At 60.3% G+C, this 16,382-nt stretch carries 16 protein-coding genes; 12 read left to right on the top strand and 4 right to left on the bottom strand.

Going from position 1 to position 16,382, the window contains the following annotated elements; all coding sequences use genetic code 11:
* Positions 1-11: 11 nt before the first annotated feature.
* Positions 12-653 carry an oxidoreductase gene (locus tag FIV35_RS22925; protein ID WP_034139430.1) on the top strand — a complete coding sequence of 214 codons (642 nt, stop codon included), beginning with the start codon at positions 12-14 and terminating at the stop codon, positions 651-653.
* A 62-nt stretch (positions 654-715) separates the two neighbouring features.
* Here FIV35_RS22925 and FIV35_RS22920 read toward each other — a convergent pair whose 3' ends face one another.
* The 4 genes from FIV35_RS22920 to FIV35_RS22905 are packed head-to-tail and all read right to left on the bottom strand — an operon-like array spanning position 716 to position 4,939.
* The gene (locus FIV35_RS22920; RefSeq protein WP_034139431.1) at positions 716-1,000 is read right to left on the bottom strand and encodes a YceK/YidQ family lipoprotein; all 285 of its coding nucleotides are present in this window, start codon (positions 998-1,000) and stop codon (positions 716-718) included.
* Positions 993-1,622 carry a flavin prenyltransferase UbiX gene (ubiX, locus tag FIV35_RS22915; RefSeq protein WP_034100928.1) on the bottom strand — a complete coding sequence of 210 codons (630 nt, stop codon included), beginning with the start codon at positions 1,620-1,622 and terminating at the stop codon, positions 993-995. The genes FIV35_RS22920 and ubiX overlap by 8 nt, the downstream gene beginning before the upstream one ends.
* A complete protein-coding gene (gene mpl, locus FIV35_RS22910; RefSeq protein WP_034139432.1) occupies positions 1,619-2,968 on the bottom strand; it encodes a UDP-N-acetylmuramate:L-alanyl-gamma-D-glutamyl-meso-diaminopimelate ligase in 1,350 nt (449 codons plus the stop codon). Before mpl ends, ubiX begins: the two co-directional genes overlap by 4 nt.
* Positions 2,969-3,025: 57 nt before the next feature.
* The gene (locus FIV35_RS22905) at positions 3,026-4,939 is read right to left on the bottom strand and encodes a sigma-54-dependent Fis family transcriptional regulator (protein WP_034139433.1); all 1,914 of its coding nucleotides are present in this window, start codon (positions 4,937-4,939) and stop codon (positions 3,026-3,028) included.
* A 274-nt stretch (positions 4,940-5,213) separates the two neighbouring features.
* On the opposite strand from FIV35_RS22905, the gene exaC reads away from it, so the two are divergent.
* The 11 genes from exaC to FIV35_RS29790 form a co-directional block, all read left to right on the top strand.
* Entirely contained in the window at positions 5,214-6,734 is a 1,521-nt protein-coding gene (exaC, locus tag FIV35_RS22900) for an acetaldehyde dehydrogenase ExaC (RefSeq protein WP_034115221.1), read from the top strand.
* A gap of 146 nt (positions 6,735-6,880) precedes the next feature.
* Positions 6,881-8,314, top strand: coding sequence for an ethanolamine permease (eat, locus tag FIV35_RS22895; protein ID WP_034100934.1), 1,434 nt, complete (start codon positions 6,881-6,883; stop codon positions 8,312-8,314).
* A 62-nt stretch (positions 8,315-8,376) separates the two neighbouring features.
* The gene (locus FIV35_RS22890) at positions 8,377-9,771 is read left to right on the top strand and encodes an ethanolamine ammonia-lyase subunit EutB (RefSeq protein WP_034100935.1); all 1,395 of its coding nucleotides are present in this window, start codon (positions 8,377-8,379) and stop codon (positions 9,769-9,771) included.
* The gene (gene eutC / locus FIV35_RS22885) at positions 9,768-10,604 is read left to right on the top strand and encodes an ethanolamine ammonia-lyase subunit EutC (RefSeq protein ID WP_034100936.1); all 837 of its coding nucleotides are present in this window, start codon (positions 9,768-9,770) and stop codon (positions 10,602-10,604) included. The genes FIV35_RS22890 and eutC overlap by 4 nt, the downstream gene beginning before the upstream one ends.
* 89 nt (positions 10,605-10,693) lie before the next feature.
* Positions 10,694-11,152 (top strand): GNAT family N-acetyltransferase, encoded by a 459-nt coding sequence (locus tag FIV35_RS22880; protein WP_034139434.1) that lies wholly within the window; start codon positions 10,694-10,696, stop codon positions 11,150-11,152.
* A 386-nt stretch (positions 11,153-11,538) separates the two neighbouring features.
* Complete coding sequence (locus FIV35_RS22875; protein ID WP_034100938.1) at positions 11,539-12,195, top strand: DedA family protein; 657 nt, start codon at positions 11,539-11,541, stop codon at positions 12,193-12,195.
* Positions 12,196-12,201: 6 nt separating this feature from the next.
* Positions 12,202-13,017, top strand: coding sequence for a M90 family metallopeptidase (locus FIV35_RS22870; protein WP_034139435.1), 816 nt, complete (start codon positions 12,202-12,204; stop codon positions 13,015-13,017).
* A 109-nt stretch (positions 13,018-13,126) separates the two neighbouring features.
* The gene (ppa, locus tag FIV35_RS22865) at positions 13,127-13,654 is read left to right on the top strand and encodes an inorganic diphosphatase (protein ID WP_003176323.1); all 528 of its coding nucleotides are present in this window, start codon (positions 13,127-13,129) and stop codon (positions 13,652-13,654) included.
* A 214-nt stretch (positions 13,655-13,868) separates the two neighbouring features.
* On the top strand, positions 13,869-14,642 hold the full coding sequence (locus tag FIV35_RS22860) for a LexA family transcriptional regulator (protein ID WP_034139436.1): 774 nt from the start codon (positions 13,869-13,871) through the stop codon (positions 14,640-14,642).
* Between the two features lie 364 nt (positions 14,643-15,006).
* Positions 15,007-16,212 carry a tyrosine-type recombinase/integrase gene (locus FIV35_RS22850; RefSeq protein WP_017736573.1) on the top strand — a complete coding sequence of 402 codons (1,206 nt, stop codon included), beginning with the start codon at positions 15,007-15,009 and terminating at the stop codon, positions 16,210-16,212.
* Positions 16,182-16,382 (top strand): hypothetical protein (locus FIV35_RS29790; RefSeq protein ID WP_211363915.1); only part of this gene is annotated, 201 nt, incomplete at its 3' end. The genes FIV35_RS22850 and FIV35_RS29790, both read left to right, overlap by 31 nt.

Raw genomic sequence — 16,382 nt, 5'->3', positions numbered from 1 at the left:
GGGGAAACACCATGTACCTGACGCCTCAGCATATTTTGCTTGCCGGAGCCTCCGGCCTAACGGGCGAACACCTGCTCGACCGCCTGCTCAACGAACCCACCGTCACCCGTGTACTTGCGCCCAGCCGCAAACCGTTGGCCGAACATCCGCGCCTGGAAAACCCAGTGGGCGACCCGGCGGTGTTCCTGCCCCAGCTCAGCGGCCAGGTAGACATTGCTTTCTGCTGCCTGGGCACCACCATCAAGCAAGCAGGCTCCGAAGAAGCGTTTCGCGCGGTGGACCTGGACATGGTGGTGGCTTTCGCCAAGCGCGCCCGGGAAATGGGCGCGCGGCACCTGATCGTAATCAGCGCAATTGGCGCCGATCCAAAGTCTTCGATCTTCTACAACCGCGTGAAAGGGGAAATGGAAGAAGCGCTCAAAGCTCAGGACTGGCCACAACTGACCATCGTGCGCCCATCGTTGCTGCTGGGCGAACGCCTCAAACCGCGCCTGGCCGAACAACTGGCCGGCCCGCTGTCGCGTCTGATTCCGGGTAAATACCACGGCATCGAAGTGTGCGAACTGGCCCGCGCCATGTGGCGCTTGGCGCTGGAAGAGCAAGACGGGGTGCGGGTGGTGGAGTCAGACGAACTGCGCAAGCTCGGTAAATAAACCCAAATGTGCGAAGGGGCTTGCCCCCGATGCCGGAGGGGCAACTGACCTGTAAACCCAGGTTAAAGCCCGCCCGTGGCGTTGAACCCCACCCCCAGCACCGTCAACACCGACAGTGGCAACAGCAAGGTGTCGAGCAACGCACTGGCCGGCAGGTCGATGCCGGGATAGCTCGGCGCCTCGGCCCCAAACCGGTCCTTGGCGCAGCAGCCGCCATTCATCGCATATAAATCCAAACGCGTGCCGGCATACACCACCGGCGCGTTCGGCTTGGCTGCGTCCAACGTGCGCGCCGTGGCGCAGCCGGTCAGGTGCAACGCCAGCAGCACCAGCAGCGCCTTATTCATCGCTGCTCAAATGGTGCTCGCCCCACCGCGGCAGCATGTCCTGGGGGATATTCAACAGGTTGAGAATGCGCGCCACTACAAAATCCACCAGATCATCGATGGTTTGCGGCTGGTGATAGAAGCCCGGCGACGCCGGCAAAATCGTCACGCCCATATTCGATAGCTTGAGCATGTGCTCCAGGTGAATGCTCGAATACGGCGCCTCGCGCGGCACCAGAATCAGTTGGCGCCGCTCCTTCAAGGTCACGTCCGCCGCGCGCTCGATCAAATTGTTGCAGGCGCCGGTGGCAATCGCCGACAAGGTGCCGGTAGAACACGGCACCACCACCATCGCCGCCGGGGCACCGGAGCCCGAGGCCACCGGCGACATCCAGTCTTCCTTGCCGTAGACCTTGATCTGCCCCGCCGCCGCACCGGTGTACTCGGTGAGAAAGGCTTGCATCGATTGCACCTTGGCGGGCAGCGCCACATCGGTCTCTGTGGCCAGCACCAATTGCGCGGCTTTGGAAATCAAGAAGTGCACCTCCCGGTCCTCGCGCACCAGGCAATCGAGCAAGCGCAAGCCATAGGGGGCGCCGGATGCGCCGGTCATCGCCAGGGTGACGCGTTCCGGCCCGCTCATTTCAGGGCCTCGGCCAGCTTGCCATGCAGGCCGCCGAAACCACCGTTGCTCATGACCACCACATGGGTGCCCGGCGTGGCTTTTTGTTTGACGAACGCAATGATGCCTTCGATGGAGTCGCACACTTGCGAAGGCACTGTGCACTGCGCGGCAATGGCCGGCAGGTCCCAGCCGAGGTTGGCCGGGGCGTACCACACGGCCTGGTCGGCATCATTGACGCTTTCCGGCAAGCCGTCGCGGTGGGCGCCGAGTTTCATGGAGTTGGAGCGCGGTTCGACAATGGCGATGATCGGCGCATCACCGACCTGTTTGCGCAGGCCGTCGAGGGTGGTGGCAATGGCCGTCGGGTGGTGGGCAAAGTCGTCGTAGATGGTAATCCCATTCACGTCGGCGACTTTTTCCATCCGGCGCTTCACGCTTTTAAATGCGCTCAACGCCGCAATGCCCATGGCCGGAACCACGCCCACATGCCGCGCCGCCGCCAGGGTCACCAATGCGTTGGCCACGTTGTGCTGACCGGTCATGCCCCAATCGACAACACCTTGGGCCTCGCCTTCGAACAGCACCTCAAATCGCGAGCCGTCGTTACTGAGCAACTTGACCTGCCACTGCCCGCCGACACCGGTGGTTTGCACCGGGGTCCAGCAGCCCATATCGATCACTCGCTGCAGGGCCGGTTCGGTGGTCGGGTGGATCACCAGCCCCTCGCTCGGAATGGTGCGCACCAAATGGTGGAACTGCCGTTCGATCGCCGCCAGATCGGGGAAGATATCCGCGTGATCGAATTCCAAATTGTTCAAAATCGCCGTGCGCGGACGGTAGTGCACGAACTTGGAACGCTTGTCGAAGAAAGCGCTGTCGTATTCATCCGCCTCGATCACGAAAAACGGGGTCTCGCCCAGACGCGCCGATACCGAGAAGTTCTGCGGCACGCCGCCGATCAGGAAGCCCGGGCTCATGCCCGCATGCTCCAGCACCCAGGCCAGCATGCTGCTGGTGGTGGTCTTGCCGTGGGTGCCCGCAACAGCCAATACCCAGCGACCTTGCAACACATGGTCCGCCAGCCACTGCGGGCCGGACACATAAGGTAAGCCTTTATTGAGCACGTACTCGACCGCCGGATTGCCACGGGACATAGCGTTGCCGATCACGACCAGGTCCGGGACCGGCTCAAATTGCGCCGGGTCGTAGCCTTGGGTCAACTCAATGCCCTGAGCTTCCAGTTGCGTGCTCATGGGTGGGTAAACATTGGCATCGGAGCCGGTGACATGATGGCCCAGCTCTTTGGCCAGAACCGCCATCGAGCCCATGAACGTGCCGCAAATACCGAGAATATGAATGTGCATAGTCGACCTCGTAAAACATCGAGGCAGGTTAGCGTAGGGTGGGGAAATTCGCACTCTTTAGCTGATAGCCTGGCGGGCGATCCCGTGTCTGCGCAGCTTTCTATAAAGGGTATTGCGGCTGATACCGAGCTGCTGCGCCGTGAGTGTCATATGCCAGCGTTGTTGCTCCAGCACGGCCAGTAACGCCAGGCGCTCGGCATCGTCCAACGGCGACTCCAGCTGCGCCGCCTCGGTCAGGGCCTGCGGGTGGGCCTGACGGATCGCGACAGGCAGATCTTCCAAGCCCACACGTCCGTTGTCACACAGCGCTGCCAGCGTGCGCAGCACCGTACGCAGTTGCCGCACATTCCCCGGCCAGCTGAAACCCAACAGTGCCGAGCGCGCCGCCGCATCCAACACTATTGTCTGCCCATGCGCCTCCTGCGCCAGGAGAAACTCCAGCAACTGCGCCTTATCGCTGCGTTCACGCAACGGTGGCAGGCTGACTTCCAGACCGTTGAGCCGGTAATACAAATCTTCGCGAAAGCTACCGTTCCGTACGCGCTCCGACAGGTTTCGGTGAGTGGCACTGATGATGCGCACGTTCACCGCCTGGGGCTCGCCACCAATGGGCACCACTTGGCGGTCTTCCAGCACCCGCAATAGCCGGGTTTGCAGGGCCAGCGGCATGTCTCCGATTTCATCCAGAAACAGCGTGCCACCGTCGGCCTGCTGCAATTTGCCGGGCATGCCTTCTTTGCGTGCACCGGTAAAGCTGCCACCGCGATAACCGAACAGTTCGCTTTCGATCAGGCTTTCCGGGATCGCCGCGCAATTGAGGGCGATAAAGGCCTTGTCGACGCGCTGGCTGGCGTGGTGGACGGCTTTGGCGAAGGCTTCCTTGCCGGAGCCGGTTTCGCCGTTGATCAGCAACGGCACGTCGCGCTCGAATACCCGCAGCGCCTTGCGAAACCCCTCCTGCAACGACGGGTCGCCCAGGCAGATATCGGGCTGGCGCGCAGGTTGCGGGGCTGGGTTCGGCGCAGGCGCCAGCACGGCCGACACGCGGCGCGGCCGGCCACGCAAGGCGGCGAACAAATGCCGCCCCTCCCGCGTGCGCAGGGGCCAACTGGCAGTGGCCGTAGCGCTGGCGCGACAGAGTAGTTGATCCAGGGAACACTCGAAAAAGGCCTCCACCGGTCGCCCCAACAACCCGTCGCGCACTTGACCCAGCAGGTTCAAGGCGCTCTGGTTGACCGCGCATATGCGTCCTTCGCCATCGAAGGCCAGCAAGCCTTCGCTGAATAACCCCACGGACTCGGCCTGTAAATGAAAACGCAACAGCCAGTGGTGCTCAAAGTGACGCAGGAAGTAACAGCTTTCGATCATCTTGGCCGACAGGTTCACCAGCGCCATGGTGTGGAACTGGCTCTGGCGCGACACCGCCTCGCGAGCCGATGACACATCCAACACGGCCAGCAGCTCGCCATGGGGGTCGAACACTGGGCTGGCCGAACAGGTCAGCCCGGTGTGCCGGCCGCGAAAATGCTCATCCCGATGAATCGTCAAGGGTTGACGTTCAACCAGGCAGGTGCCGATGCCATTGGTGCCTTCGCTGGCCTCACTCCAATCGGCACCGAGCCACAACCCGGCGTGCTCGAAAACCCTACGCTCGGAGGGCGCGGTGACACAGTTGAGGATCACTCCGCGCGCATCGGTCAGCAGCACCGCGTGGCCGGCACCTGAGAGTTGTTGGTGCAGGCTGTTCATCTCGCTGCCGGCGATTTGCAGTACTTGCTGCAGACGCTCACGGCTTTCGAGCAGGCGGCCGTGTTCGAGCACGGTGGGAGCGATGGTTTGCGCAGGGTCGAGGTGGTAATCCTCCAGGCACCGCAGCCAGGAACGAGCGATGGAAGGATCGCTCGATGGGTCGCGGCCACGCGCCACTGTCAGGACCTGCTGGGCATGGCGACTGAAATGATCGTTGTGCATGTTCTTATTATTCTCCCGGCGTGAGAGCGTCCAGCATCCTCCAGCCCTGTGATGGATGCAATCCCGAGTCGGCCCACTGGTCATAAGCTGTACCGTTTATGGCACAAACTGTCACACCCGCTGTATCGCGCGTGCCACAGCAACCCTTTGCAACAAACCCCAACCCCTTGATTTACCTGGCCCACAACGCAGTGGCCCAACCTTTGCTCTACGCTTTACCAAGCGCTTGAGCGCTGCACTCCAATAAACATAAAAAAGCCAGGAGATACCCACCATGCGTTACGCACACCCCGGTACTGAAGGCGCGATCGTTTCGTTCAAGGCCAAGTACGGCAACTACATCGGTGGCGAGTTCGTTGCGCCGGTCGATGGCAACTATTTCACCAACACCTCGCCGGTCAACGGCAAGCCTATCGCCGAATTCCCCCGCTCCACTGCCAAGGACATCGATAAAGCGCTGGACGCCGCCCATGCCGCCGCCGACGCCTGGGGCAAAACCTCAGCCCAGGACCGCTCGCTGGTGCTGCTGAAAATCGCCGATCGCATCGAGCAGAACCTCGAACTGCTGGCCATTACCGAGACCTGGGACAACGGCAAAGCCGTGCGTGAAACCCTCAACGCCGACATCCCCCTCGCTGCCGACCACTTCCGTTACTTCGCCGGCTGCATCCGCGCCCAGGAAGGCACCAGCGCCGAGATCAATGAGCACACCGCGTCCTATCACTTCCATGAGCCGCTGGGCGTGGTCGGTCAGATCATTCCTTGGAACTTCCCACTGCTGATGGCCGCCTGGAAACTCGCCCCGGCCCTGGCCGCCGGTAACTGCATCGTGCTCAAGCCGGCCGAGCAGACGCCGCTGGGCATCAACGTGTTGATGGAAGTGATCGGCGACCTGCTGCCACCGGGCGTGCTGAACGTGGTGCACGGGTTCGGCAAAGAAGCCGGCGAAGCCCTGGCCACCAGCAAGCGCATCGCCAAGATCGCCTTTACCGGTTCAACCCCGGTGGGCTCGCACATCATGCACGCGGCGGCCACCAACATCATCCCGTCCACCGTCGAACTGGGCGGCAAGTCGCCGAACATCTTCTTCGCCGACATCATGAAAGCCGAACCGTCGTTCATCGAAAAGGCCGCTGAAGGCTTGGTGCTGGCATTCTTCAACCAAGGCGAAGTCTGCACCTGCCCATCCCGCGCGCTGGTGGAAGAGTCGATCTACGACGATTTCATGAAAGTGGTGATGAAGAAGATCGAGCAGATCAAACGCGGCGACCCGCTGGACACCGACACCATGGTCGGCGCCCAGGCGTCCGAGCAGCAATTCGACAAGATCCTCTCGTACCTGGACATCGCCAAGGGCGAAGGTGCGCAACTGCTGGCCGGCGGCCAGGTCGAGAAACTCAGCGGCGACATGGCCGGCGGTTACTACATCCAGCCGACCCTGCTTAAGGGCACCAACGAAATGCGCGTGTTCCAGGAAGAAATCTTCGGCCCGGTGGTGAGCATCACCACGTTCAAGGACGAAGCCGAAGCCCTGGCAATTGCCAACGACACCGAGTTCGGCCTGGGTGCCGGCGTGTGGACCCGCGATATCAACCGCGCCTATCGCATGGGCCGGGCGATCAAAGCAGGTCGCGTATGGACCAACTGCTACCACCTGTACCCTGCGCACGCCGCGTTCGGCGGTTACAAGAAGTCCGGCGTGGGCCGTGAGACTCACAAGATGATGTTGGATCACTACCAGCAGACCAAAAACTTGCTGGTGAGTTACGACATTAATCCATTGGGCTTCTTCTAACTCACAACACCCTCCCATCTTTGAAATGCCATCAACTGTGGGAGGGGGCCTGCCCCCTCCCACATTTAGATATTTATAAGTACTTGCGAATACATCCGGCCCACAGAGGCCGAGTTAAAAACAATAACAATGAAAGGTACTTTTCCATGCCTAGCGAACCCACTGGATCTTCTGTCGACTTCGAAAAAGTCGACACCGACTACTTCCAACAACGCGAACTGAAAAAAGGCGCCGCCGGCTGGGTACTGCTGGTGGGCCTCGGCGTTGCCTACGTGATCTCCGGCGATTATGCCGGCTGGAACTTCGGCCTGGCCCAAGGCGGCTGGGGCGGCATGTTCCTCGCAACTTTACTGATGGCCACCATGTACTTGTGCATGTGCTTTTCCTTGGCCGAACTGTCCTCAATGATCCCCACCGCCGGCGGTGGCTACGGCTTTGCCCGCAGCGCTTTCGGGCCCTGGGGCGGGTTTCTCACCGGAACGGCCATCCTGATCGAATACGCAATCGCCCCGGCCGCTATCGCGGTATTTATCGGCGCCTATTGCGAGTCGCTATTCGGCATTGGCGGCTGGATGATTTATCTGGCGTTCTACATCCTGTTTATCGGCATCCATATTTTCGGCGTCGGCGAAGCGCTGAAGCTGATGTTCGTGATCACCGCCATTGCGGCGATTGCCCTGGGCGTGTTCCTTGTGGCTATGGTGCCGCACTTCAACATGGCCAACTTGCTGGATGTGCCGGTGACCGAAGCCAAGGGCGCCAGCACCTTCCTGCCCTTCGGCTACGTCGGGGTATGGGCGGCAATCCCTTATGCGATCTGGTTTTTCCTCGCCGTGGAAGGCGTACCGCTGGCCGCTGAAGAAACCAAGAACCCCAAGCGCGACCTGCCCCGTGGCCTGATCGGCGCCATTGTGGTGCTCACCAGTTTTGCCCTGCTGATTCTGGTGATCGCACCGGGCGGCGCCGGCACCTATGCGCTGGTCAAATCGGGTAACCCGTTGGTGGAAGCACTGGCGTTGTCCTACGGCGGCTCGACCTGGATGGGCAGCTTCGTCAATCTGGTCGGCCTGGCCGGGCTGATCGCGAGCTTTTTCTCGATCATCTACGCCTATTCGCGGCAGATTTTCGCGCTTTCCCGCGCCGGCTACCTGCCGCGCAAGCTGTCGCAAACCAACAAAAGCAAGGCGCCGGTACTGGCGCTGGTGATCCCCGGCATCATCGGGTTCGGCCTGTCCCTCACTGGCCAGGGCGATCTGCTGATCCTGGTGGCGGTGTTCGGTGCGACGATTTCCTATGTGTTGATGATGGCTGCGCACATCACTCTGCGCGTGCGTCGCCCCAAAATGGAACGTCCTTACCGCACGCCCGGCGGCATTTTCACGTCCGGCGTCGCGCTGGTACTGGCCTGTGTGGCCGTGGTGGCGGGCTTTCTGGTGGATCCGCGGGTGGTGATTGGCGCGGCGATCATCTATGGAGTATTAATTGCTTACTTTGCTTTCTACAGCCGGCATCACTTGGTAGCAGGCACGCCCGAAGAAGAATTCGCCGCGATCCAGGCCGCAGAGGCCGCCTTGCACTAAGCCGTAAACCTCGACGCGGGCGCTGTTCATTCATTTGGCCCGCGTCGTCAAGGAGACACTGTATGGCAAGCTTTTCCCACGCGGTCGGTGCACAAACCTACCGCTTTGATAGCCTCAAAGACGTAATGGCCAAGGCCAGCCCCGCCCGTTCCGGGGACTTCCTGGCCGGCGTGGCCGCGCAGAACGACGGCGAGCGGGTGGCGGCGCAAATGGCGCTGGCGAATATTCCGTTGAAACACTTCCTTGAAGAAGCGCTGATTCCCTACGAAAGCGACGAAGTCACCCGTCTGATCATCGACACCCACGACAAACAGGCATTTAGCGCAGTCAGCCACCTGACCGTCGGCGGCCTGCGCGACTGGCTGCTGAGCGACGCCGCCGACGAACAATCCCTACGCGCCCTGGCGCCCGGGCTGACGCCGGAAATGGCCGCCGCCGTGTCGAAGATCATGCGCGTGCAGGACCTGGTGCTGGTGGCGCAGAAGATCCGCGTCGTCACCCAGTTTCGCGGCACCATGGGCCTGCGCGGGCGCTTGTCGACGCGCCTGCAACCCAACCACCCCACGGACGAACCGGCGGGCATCGCCGCCAGCATTCTCGACGGCCTGCTCTACGGCAACGGCGACGCCATGATCGGCATCAACCCGGCCACCGACAGCATCGCCTCGATCTGCGCGATGCTGGAGATGCTCGACGCGATCATCCAACGCTACGAGATCCCCACCCAAGCCTGTGTGCTGACCCACGTCACCACCTCTATCGAAGCCATCAACCGTGGCGTGCCCCTGGACCTGGTGTTTCAGTCGATTGCCGGCACCGAGGCGGCCAACGCCAGTTTCGGCATCAGCCTGAGCGTGCTGCAGGAAGGTTACGAGGCGGGTTTGAGCCTCAAGCGCGGCACTCTGGGACAAAACCTGATGTATTTCGAAACCGGCCAGGGCAGCGCCCTGTCAGCCAACGCGCACTTTGGCGTCGACCAGCAAACCTGCGAAACCCGCGCTTACGCGGTGGCGCGGCATTTCAAGCCGTTTCTGGTCAACACCGTGGTCGGCTTTATCGGCCCGGAATACCTGTACAACGGCAAGCAAATCATCCGCGCCGGCCTTGAGGATCATTTCTGCGGCAAGCTATTGGGCGTGCCGATGGGCTGCGACATCTGCTACACCAACCACGCCGAAGCCGACCAAGACGACATGGATACCCTGCTGACGCTACTGGGCGTGGCCGGGATCAACTTCATCATGGGCATCCCCGGCTCCGACGACATCATGCTCAACTACCAGACCACCTCCTTCCATGACGCGCTATACGCCCGGCAGACCTTGGGGTTAAAACCGGCACCGGAATTTGAACAGTGGCTGGCGAAAATGGGCATTTTCACGCAGGCCGACGGTAAGGTGCGCTTCGGCAGCAGCCTGCCACCGGCTTTTCGCCAAGCCTTGGCGCAACTGGGATGAAGGAGCCTACCGTGCAACCCGACCTGCCCGACAACCCCTGGCTGGAACTGCGCCGCCTCACCCCGGCGCGCATTGCCCTGGGCCGCACCGGCACCAGCATTCCCACCAGTGCGCAACTGGATTTCCAGTTCGCCCACGCCCAGGCGCGCGACGCGGTGCACCTGCCGTTCGACCATGCGGGCCTGAGCCAGCAACTGGCCGAACGCGGACGTGACAGCCTGTTGCTGCACAGCGCCGCCACCGACCGCCACAGCTACCTGCAACGCCCGGACCTGGGCCGCCGCTTGAGTGATGAATCGGCCCAGGCCCTGCGCGCGCATGCCCAGGCCAATCCGGGAGGCGTGGACCTGGCAGTGGTGGTGGCCGATGGTTTATCGGCGTTGGCGGTGCATAAACACACCTTGCCGTTTCTGACGCGCCTGGAGGAACAAACCCACGCCGAGGGCTGGTCGTTATCGCCGGTGATACTGGTGGAACAGGGCCGTGTGGCCGTGGCCGACGAGATCGGGCAATTGCTCGGCGCCAAAATGGTGGTGATCCTGATCGGCGAACGACCGGGGCTCAGCTCACCGGACAGCCTGGGCCTGTATTTCACCTACAACCCCAAGGTCGGCCTCACCGATGCCTACCGCAACTGCATCTCCAACGTGCGTTTGGAAGGGCTAAGTTACGGCATGGCAGCGCATCGCCTGCTTTACTTGATGCGAGAGGCGTGTCGACGGCAGCTGTCGGGGGTCAATCTCAAGGACGAGGCGCAGGTTCAGACGATCGAGTCGGACGATCCGGACCTGATGAAAGGGAATTTTCTGCTCAGCTCACCGGATGACCAATAGCGGCACGATTGCGCTTTTTGGCGCCATTAGGCAGCATCCGGTCACGGCCGCTTGTGTGGTCATACCCCATTTGGAAGTTGAGGCCTGGCATGCGGATTACTCAAGCGACCCTGGAACACTTGGACCTGTTGACCCCCTTGTTCGTCAAATACCGCGAGTTCTATGGGGCGCTGCCCTACCCGGACTCGTCCCGGGCCTTCCTGGAAAAACGCCTGCGGCGCAAGGAGTCGGTGATCTACCTGGCGCTGGCCGATGACGACGACAACAAGCTGCTTGGGTTTTGCCAGCTGTACCCGAGCTTTTCGTCGCTGTCGCTCAAGCGGGTGTGGATCCTCAATGATATTTATGTGGCCGAAGACGCACGTCGCCAATTGGTGGCGGACAACCTGATGCGCACGGCTAAGAAAATGGCCAAGGAGACCCACGCGGTGCGGCTGCGGGTGTCGACCAGCAGTGATAACCAGGTGGCGCAAAAAACCTACGAGTCGATGGGTTTTCGCGAGGACACCGAATTCAAGAACTACACGTTGCCGATCAGCGAAGACTGATGCCCGGATAAACACACTGTTATCGAGGGCAAGCCCTCTCCCACATTGATCTTATTGTCATGGCGGGTTTGCGACCGGCTCTGCGGGTGTAAATGCAGGGAAACGCTCCGAGCCAAGTACCTTGACACTACTCCAATGTGGGAGGGGGCTTGCCCCCGATGACGGTCTGACTGACCCACCACTTTCGCGAACACGCTGGATTGGTGGCGATCTGCAGACCGGGTTCAACGACATCCCCCGCTACAAAAGCCACACGCTTTTCACCTCCCGATCCGTATAATGCGCACCTTTCAGGGTTGTAAGAATCGCGGCATACACTTGTAGCCTTACTTACCCGAGCTTCCGCACAGGCCTGCTGAGTCGGGCCGTTCACACAGGTGCCATCCATGGATTTCAACCCGCTCGACCTTATCCTGCATCTCGATGTTTACCTCGATCTGCTGGTCACCAATTACGGTCCGTGGATCTACGCCATTCTGTTTCTGGTGATCTTTTGCGAGACCGGCCTGGTGGTCATGCCCTTCCTGCCGGGCGATTCGCTGCTGTTTATTGCCGGTGCGGTGGCGGCCGGCGGCGGTATGGACCCGGTGTTGTTGGCCGGCCTGTTGATGCTGGCGGCGATCCTTGGCGACAGCACCAACTATGTGATCGGGCGAACCGCCGGCGAGCGTTTGTTCAGCAACCCGAATTCGAAGATCTTCCGCCGCGACTACTTGCAAAAAACCCACGATTTCTATGACAAGCACGGCGGCAAAACCGTGACCCTGGCGCGCTTCCTGCCGATCCTGCGCACCTTTGCGCCGTTCGTCGCCGGCATCGCCAAAATGCCGTACGCCCGTTTTTTCGGCTTCAGCGTGCTGGGTACCGTGCTGTGGGTCGGCGGCCTGGTGACCCTCGGGTACTTCTTCGGCAACGTGCCGTTTATCAAGAAAAACCTGTCGCTGTTGGTGGTGTTCATCATTCTGCTGTCCCTGGTGCCGATGATCATCGGCGTGTTTCGCAGCCGCTTTGGCCGCACCAGCTCCGAAGCCAAACAGCAGTAACCGGCGATGTGGTCCCTCAGCGCCTGGCGTCGTCGGCGCCTGCTGGCCAAGCACCCGATTGCCGACGACACGTGGCAGCGGGTGCGCCATCACCTGACCTTCCTCGACGGCATCAGCGCCGAGCAGGACCAGTGGCTGCGTGAAGCCTGCGTGGTGTTCCTCGCCGAAAAACACCTCACCGCCCTGCCCGGCGTCGACTTGCATCAGGAACAACGCCTGCTGCTCGCCGCCCAAGCGCAATTGCCGCTGATGAACCTTGGCGACCTCGATTGGTATCAGGGCTTCCACGAAATCGTGCTGTACCCCGACGACTTCCTCAGCCCGCAACGTCATCGCGACGCCAGCGGCGTCGAGCACGAGTGGGATGGCGAGCACAGCGGCGAAGCCTGGCAACAAGGCCCGGTGATCCTTGCCTGGCCCGGCGTGCTAGCCAGCGGCCAGTGGGAAGGCTACAACCTGGTGATCCACGAACTGGCGCACAAGCTCGACATGCTCAACGGCGACGCCAACGGCCTGCCGCCGCTGCACAGCGACATGCGCGTGCAGGAGTGGGCCAGCGTGATGCAAAGCGCGTTTGATGACCTCAATCGCCAGTTGGACGCCCACCCCGATGCCGAAACGCAGATAGACCCGTACGCGGCGGAAAACCCGGCGGAGTTCTTTGCCGTTACCAGCGAATATTTCTTCAGCGCCCCGGATTTGCTGGTCGACAGTTATCCCCAGGTATACGCCCAACTCAGCCGCTTCTATCGCCAGGATCCCCTGGCCCGCCTGACCCAACTGCAAGCCGCTGACCCGCGCTATCAGCCACAAGGCGAATGACCGTAAGACGTCTGGCGCATGGCATCGGCGTCAGAATGTGCCTATAATCGCGGCCACTTTTAGGCCAATCCGGCCAAGTTTCTTGGCCAACTAACGGGGGCAACGCCCAATGAGCTACAGCAAGATTCCGGCTGGCAAAGACCTGCCGAACGACATCTACGTCGCCATCGAGATTCCGGCCAACCACGCGCCGATCAAATACGAAATCGACAAAGACAGCGACTGCCTGTTCGTTGACCGTTTCATGGCCACCCCGATGTTCTACCCGGCCAACTACGGTTTTATCCCCAACACCCTGGCTGACGACGGTGACCCCCTCGACGTACTGGTCGTAACCCCCTACCCGGTTACCCCTGGCTCGGTTATCCGCGCACGCCCAGTCGGCATCCTGAACATGACCGACGACGGCGGCGGCGATGCCAAAGTCATCGCAGTGCCTCACGACAAACTGTCCCAGCTGTACGTGGACGTGAAGGAATACACCGATCTGCCGCCACTGCTGCTGGAACAGATCAAACACTTCTTCGAGAACTACAAAGACCTCGAAAAAGGCAAATGGGTGAAGATCGACGGTTGGGGCAACGCAGACGCCGCCCGTGCCGAGATCATGAAGTCGGTGGCTGCCTACAAAGGCTGATACCGAATCCTCATTGCCTGAGGCCATGAGAAAAAGCCCCGTTCATTCGGGGCTTTTTTTTGGAAAAAATAAACGCATAGTTCAACAAACAGCAACTAACGTTTAAGCGCGCAATAAAAATGAAAAAATAGGCCACAACTAAGCAAAAACCTACAAGTGCAAATCAACGCATGGTTTATTTGATTAGTTTTCTCGGCCAGTAAACTCTGCGTTTATGAATAAATCAGGTGATCGTTTAAAAGCGCTACTGCGGGAAGTTCATCTTTCCGCTTCCGACTTCGCCAAGAACCGCGGTGTCACACCTCAACATGTGAACAACTGGTTCAAACGCGGCGTGCCCATGGGCCGACTCAATGAGATCGCAGAACTGCTCTGTGTCTCCAGCCGTTGGCTACGCACCGGCGAAGGCCCCAAACACCCACCGGCCAACTTCCTGCTGGAAGGCCCCGGTACACGGAAAGGACTCCCCACCCGCGAAGAAAGTGGCAAATACCTCACAGGCCCCGCCTGCCCGCCGGAAAAACTGGATGTGGAAATCCCCCTCCACCCCACCTTCACTTCAACCGAACGTATTCGCATCTCTGTGCACGCTCTCAAAACCCTCAACATCAACCCCGACCGCGCGCTGGGCGCCTACATGGTCGACAACAGCATGATCGACATCATCCAGCAAGGCGCCACCCTCGCCATCGACAAAGGCCGTACCCAAATCATTGACGGCGAAATCTACGCCGTCGAACACGACGGCATGCTACGCATCAAATACCTCTACAACCGGCCTGGCGGCGGTTTGCGCATGCGCAGTCACAACGCCAGCGAACACCCGGATGAATACCTCACCCACGAGGAACGCTTCGAACAGAACTTCGAGATTGTAGGCTGGGTGTTTTGGTGGTCCACCCTCAACAACCGCCGCCCTCCGGTACCGCTGGATGAGCACCTATTAGGCTGGGAAGGCTCTAATTCGGACACGGAGGTGGGCAACTGAGAGGAATGTGGGTATCATCCGCCGCACATTTGGCAGGGGGTGGCCCAAAGCTATCCACCCTGCTCGGCGAAGCGGAGGAGTTCCCGCGGATGCCCCTACTATTCAGCCCGACGCCATGTGGGCTGAGCGATTTGAAGGCTGGTAAGGTTTGTCAAAAACAAATTGAAGCAGTCCCCGAGAAGCCGGCCACAAGCCGGCTTTTTTATTGCCCGAAGAAATCCGACAAGATCCTACAGCACTAGCAAATACGGGCCCTGCAGCTTAGCATTCGTCCTAGGACATCCAGTAACCATCCATAAAATCCGCGACCAAGGTGTGGGTCAAAGTGTGGGTCGAGGGGTGTGGGTTGGAGTAGGAGCTAGTAATGGGCAAGCTGACCAGCAAGACCGTGGAGTCGATAACCAAGGCTGCAACGCCAGGAAAAACCAATGATGGCGATGGCCTGTACTTCCAGGTATCCAAGAGCGGCGGCACCAGCTGGATCTTCCGCTACAAGCTGGATGGCCGCAGCCGCGAAATGGGGCTAGGCCCCTTCCCAACCGTCACACTCAGCCAAGCCCGGCAGTTGGCCGCCGATCAACGCAAGCTTCTAGCTTCCGGAAGCGACCCACTGGCAACCCGCGATGCAGCAAAGGAAGCCAAGCGCGAAGCGGAACGCCAGGCTGCAGCACGTCGCACGACGTTCGAAGATCTCGCTCGCGAATACCAACAAGCACACGGCAGCAGTTGGTCTGAGAAGTGGCGGAAAGGCTGGCTGCGCAAACTGGAGCTCTACGCCTTCCCGACCATGGGCAAGTTGTCGGCTGACATCATCAGCACCGAGCATGTGCTTGCTGCATTGCAACCCATCTGGGTAACCAAGACACGGACTGCTGATGAAATCAGGGGCCAGATCGAGCAAATACTGGATGCAGCCAAGACTCGGCGTTTACGCGAGGGAGACAATCCTGCCCGCTGGCGCGGGCACTTGGACAACTTGCTGAGCAAGGCAGAGAAGAAGAAGGCCAGGCAGCGCCAACACTTCCCAGCACTGCAGTGGAAAGACACTCCGAAGCTGATATCCACCCTGGCCAACATCGATACACGTGACGCCATCGCAACCAGATTACTGATTCTGACCGGTGCTCGTTACCACATGATCCAACATGCTCAATGGTCTGAGTTTGACCTCGAAACTGGCACTTGGGCACTGCCGGCTGAGCGCATGAAGATGCGAAAACCTTTCGTCATTCCTCTATCGCCCCCGGTAGTCGAGATGCTGGATATCATGAATACGACTCATTCAATATATCTCTTCCCTGGGCAAGGGAAGAATGGTGTCATGCATGGCAACGCCATACGCAACCTGCTGCACAAGCTGGGATATGCAGACATCACGAGACATGGCTTTCGATCGACCTTCCGGGACTGGGCAAACGAATGCACCAACTACCCGCGAGAGGTATGCGAGCTTGCGCTTGCCCATGATGAACGCGACCAGACCGAGGCGGCCTATTCGCGCTCCGACCTTCTGGAGAAGCGCAGGGCACTGATGGCGGAATGGGCCAAGTTCTGCACGAGCAAGAAGTGACCCACAGCCAGCCCAAAGCAGCCGGTAACAACAGGCAGAAACCGGCCGATTCTGTTGAAAAAGTCGGAATTTCAGGCTGGAAGAAGGCGACGTTGGCCCTCGCTTCAGAACCTGGTCACCACGTTGCGTGGCTTTCCAGTTCTGCGTTGACCGTTGCAGCTTGGTTAATA

The sequence above is a fragment of the Pseudomonas rhodesiae genome, assembly GCF_007858255.1.
GTDB lineage: Bacteria > Pseudomonadota > Gammaproteobacteria > Pseudomonadales > Pseudomonadaceae > Aquipseudomonas > Aquipseudomonas rhodesiae.
The sequence above is the reverse complement of the archived record's forward strand: the minus strand, read 5'-3'. Positions and strand labels throughout refer to the sequence as shown.

What these genes read in the sequence shown, in the direction of transcription:
- FIV35_RS22925 (WP_034139430.1), top strand. Translation starts at nt 12, where the DNA reads ATGTACCTGACGCCTCAGCATATTTTGCTTGCCGGAGCCTCCGGCCTA.
- FIV35_RS22920 (WP_034139431.1), bottom strand. Translation starts at nt 1,000, where the DNA reads ATGAATAAGGCGCTGCTGGTGCTGCTGGCGTTGCACCTGACCGGCTGC.
- ubiX (WP_034100928.1), bottom strand. Translation starts at nt 1,622, where the DNA reads ATGAGCGGGCCGGAACGCGTCACCCTGGCGATGACCGGCGCATCCGGC.
- mpl (WP_034139432.1), bottom strand. Translation starts at nt 2,968, where the DNA reads ATGCACATTCATATTCTCGGTATTTGCGGCACGTTCATGGGCTCGATG.
- FIV35_RS22905 (WP_034139433.1), bottom strand. Translation starts at nt 4,939, where the DNA reads ATGCACAACGATCATTTCAGTCGCCATGCCCAGCAGGTCCTGACAGTG.
- exaC (WP_034115221.1), top strand. Translation starts at nt 5,214, where the DNA reads ATGCGTTACGCACACCCCGGTACTGAAGGCGCGATCGTTTCGTTCAAG.
- eat (WP_034100934.1), top strand. Translation starts at nt 6,881, where the DNA reads ATGCCTAGCGAACCCACTGGATCTTCTGTCGACTTCGAAAAAGTCGAC.
- FIV35_RS22890 (WP_034100935.1), top strand. Translation starts at nt 8,377, where the DNA reads ATGGCAAGCTTTTCCCACGCGGTCGGTGCACAAACCTACCGCTTTGAT.
- eutC (WP_034100936.1), top strand. Translation starts at nt 9,768, where the DNA reads ATGAAGGAGCCTACCGTGCAACCCGACCTGCCCGACAACCCCTGGCTG.
- FIV35_RS22880 (WP_034139434.1), top strand. Translation starts at nt 10,694, where the DNA reads ATGCGGATTACTCAAGCGACCCTGGAACACTTGGACCTGTTGACCCCC.
- FIV35_RS22875 (WP_034100938.1), top strand. Translation starts at nt 11,539, where the DNA reads ATGGATTTCAACCCGCTCGACCTTATCCTGCATCTCGATGTTTACCTC.
- FIV35_RS22870 (WP_034139435.1), top strand. Translation starts at nt 12,202, where the DNA reads ATGTGGTCCCTCAGCGCCTGGCGTCGTCGGCGCCTGCTGGCCAAGCAC.
- ppa (WP_003176323.1), top strand. Translation starts at nt 13,127, where the DNA reads ATGAGCTACAGCAAGATTCCGGCTGGCAAAGACCTGCCGAACGACATC.
- FIV35_RS22860 (WP_034139436.1), top strand. Translation starts at nt 13,869, where the DNA reads ATGAATAAATCAGGTGATCGTTTAAAAGCGCTACTGCGGGAAGTTCAT.
- FIV35_RS22850 (WP_017736573.1), top strand. Translation starts at nt 15,007, where the DNA reads ATGGGCAAGCTGACCAGCAAGACCGTGGAGTCGATAACCAAGGCTGCA.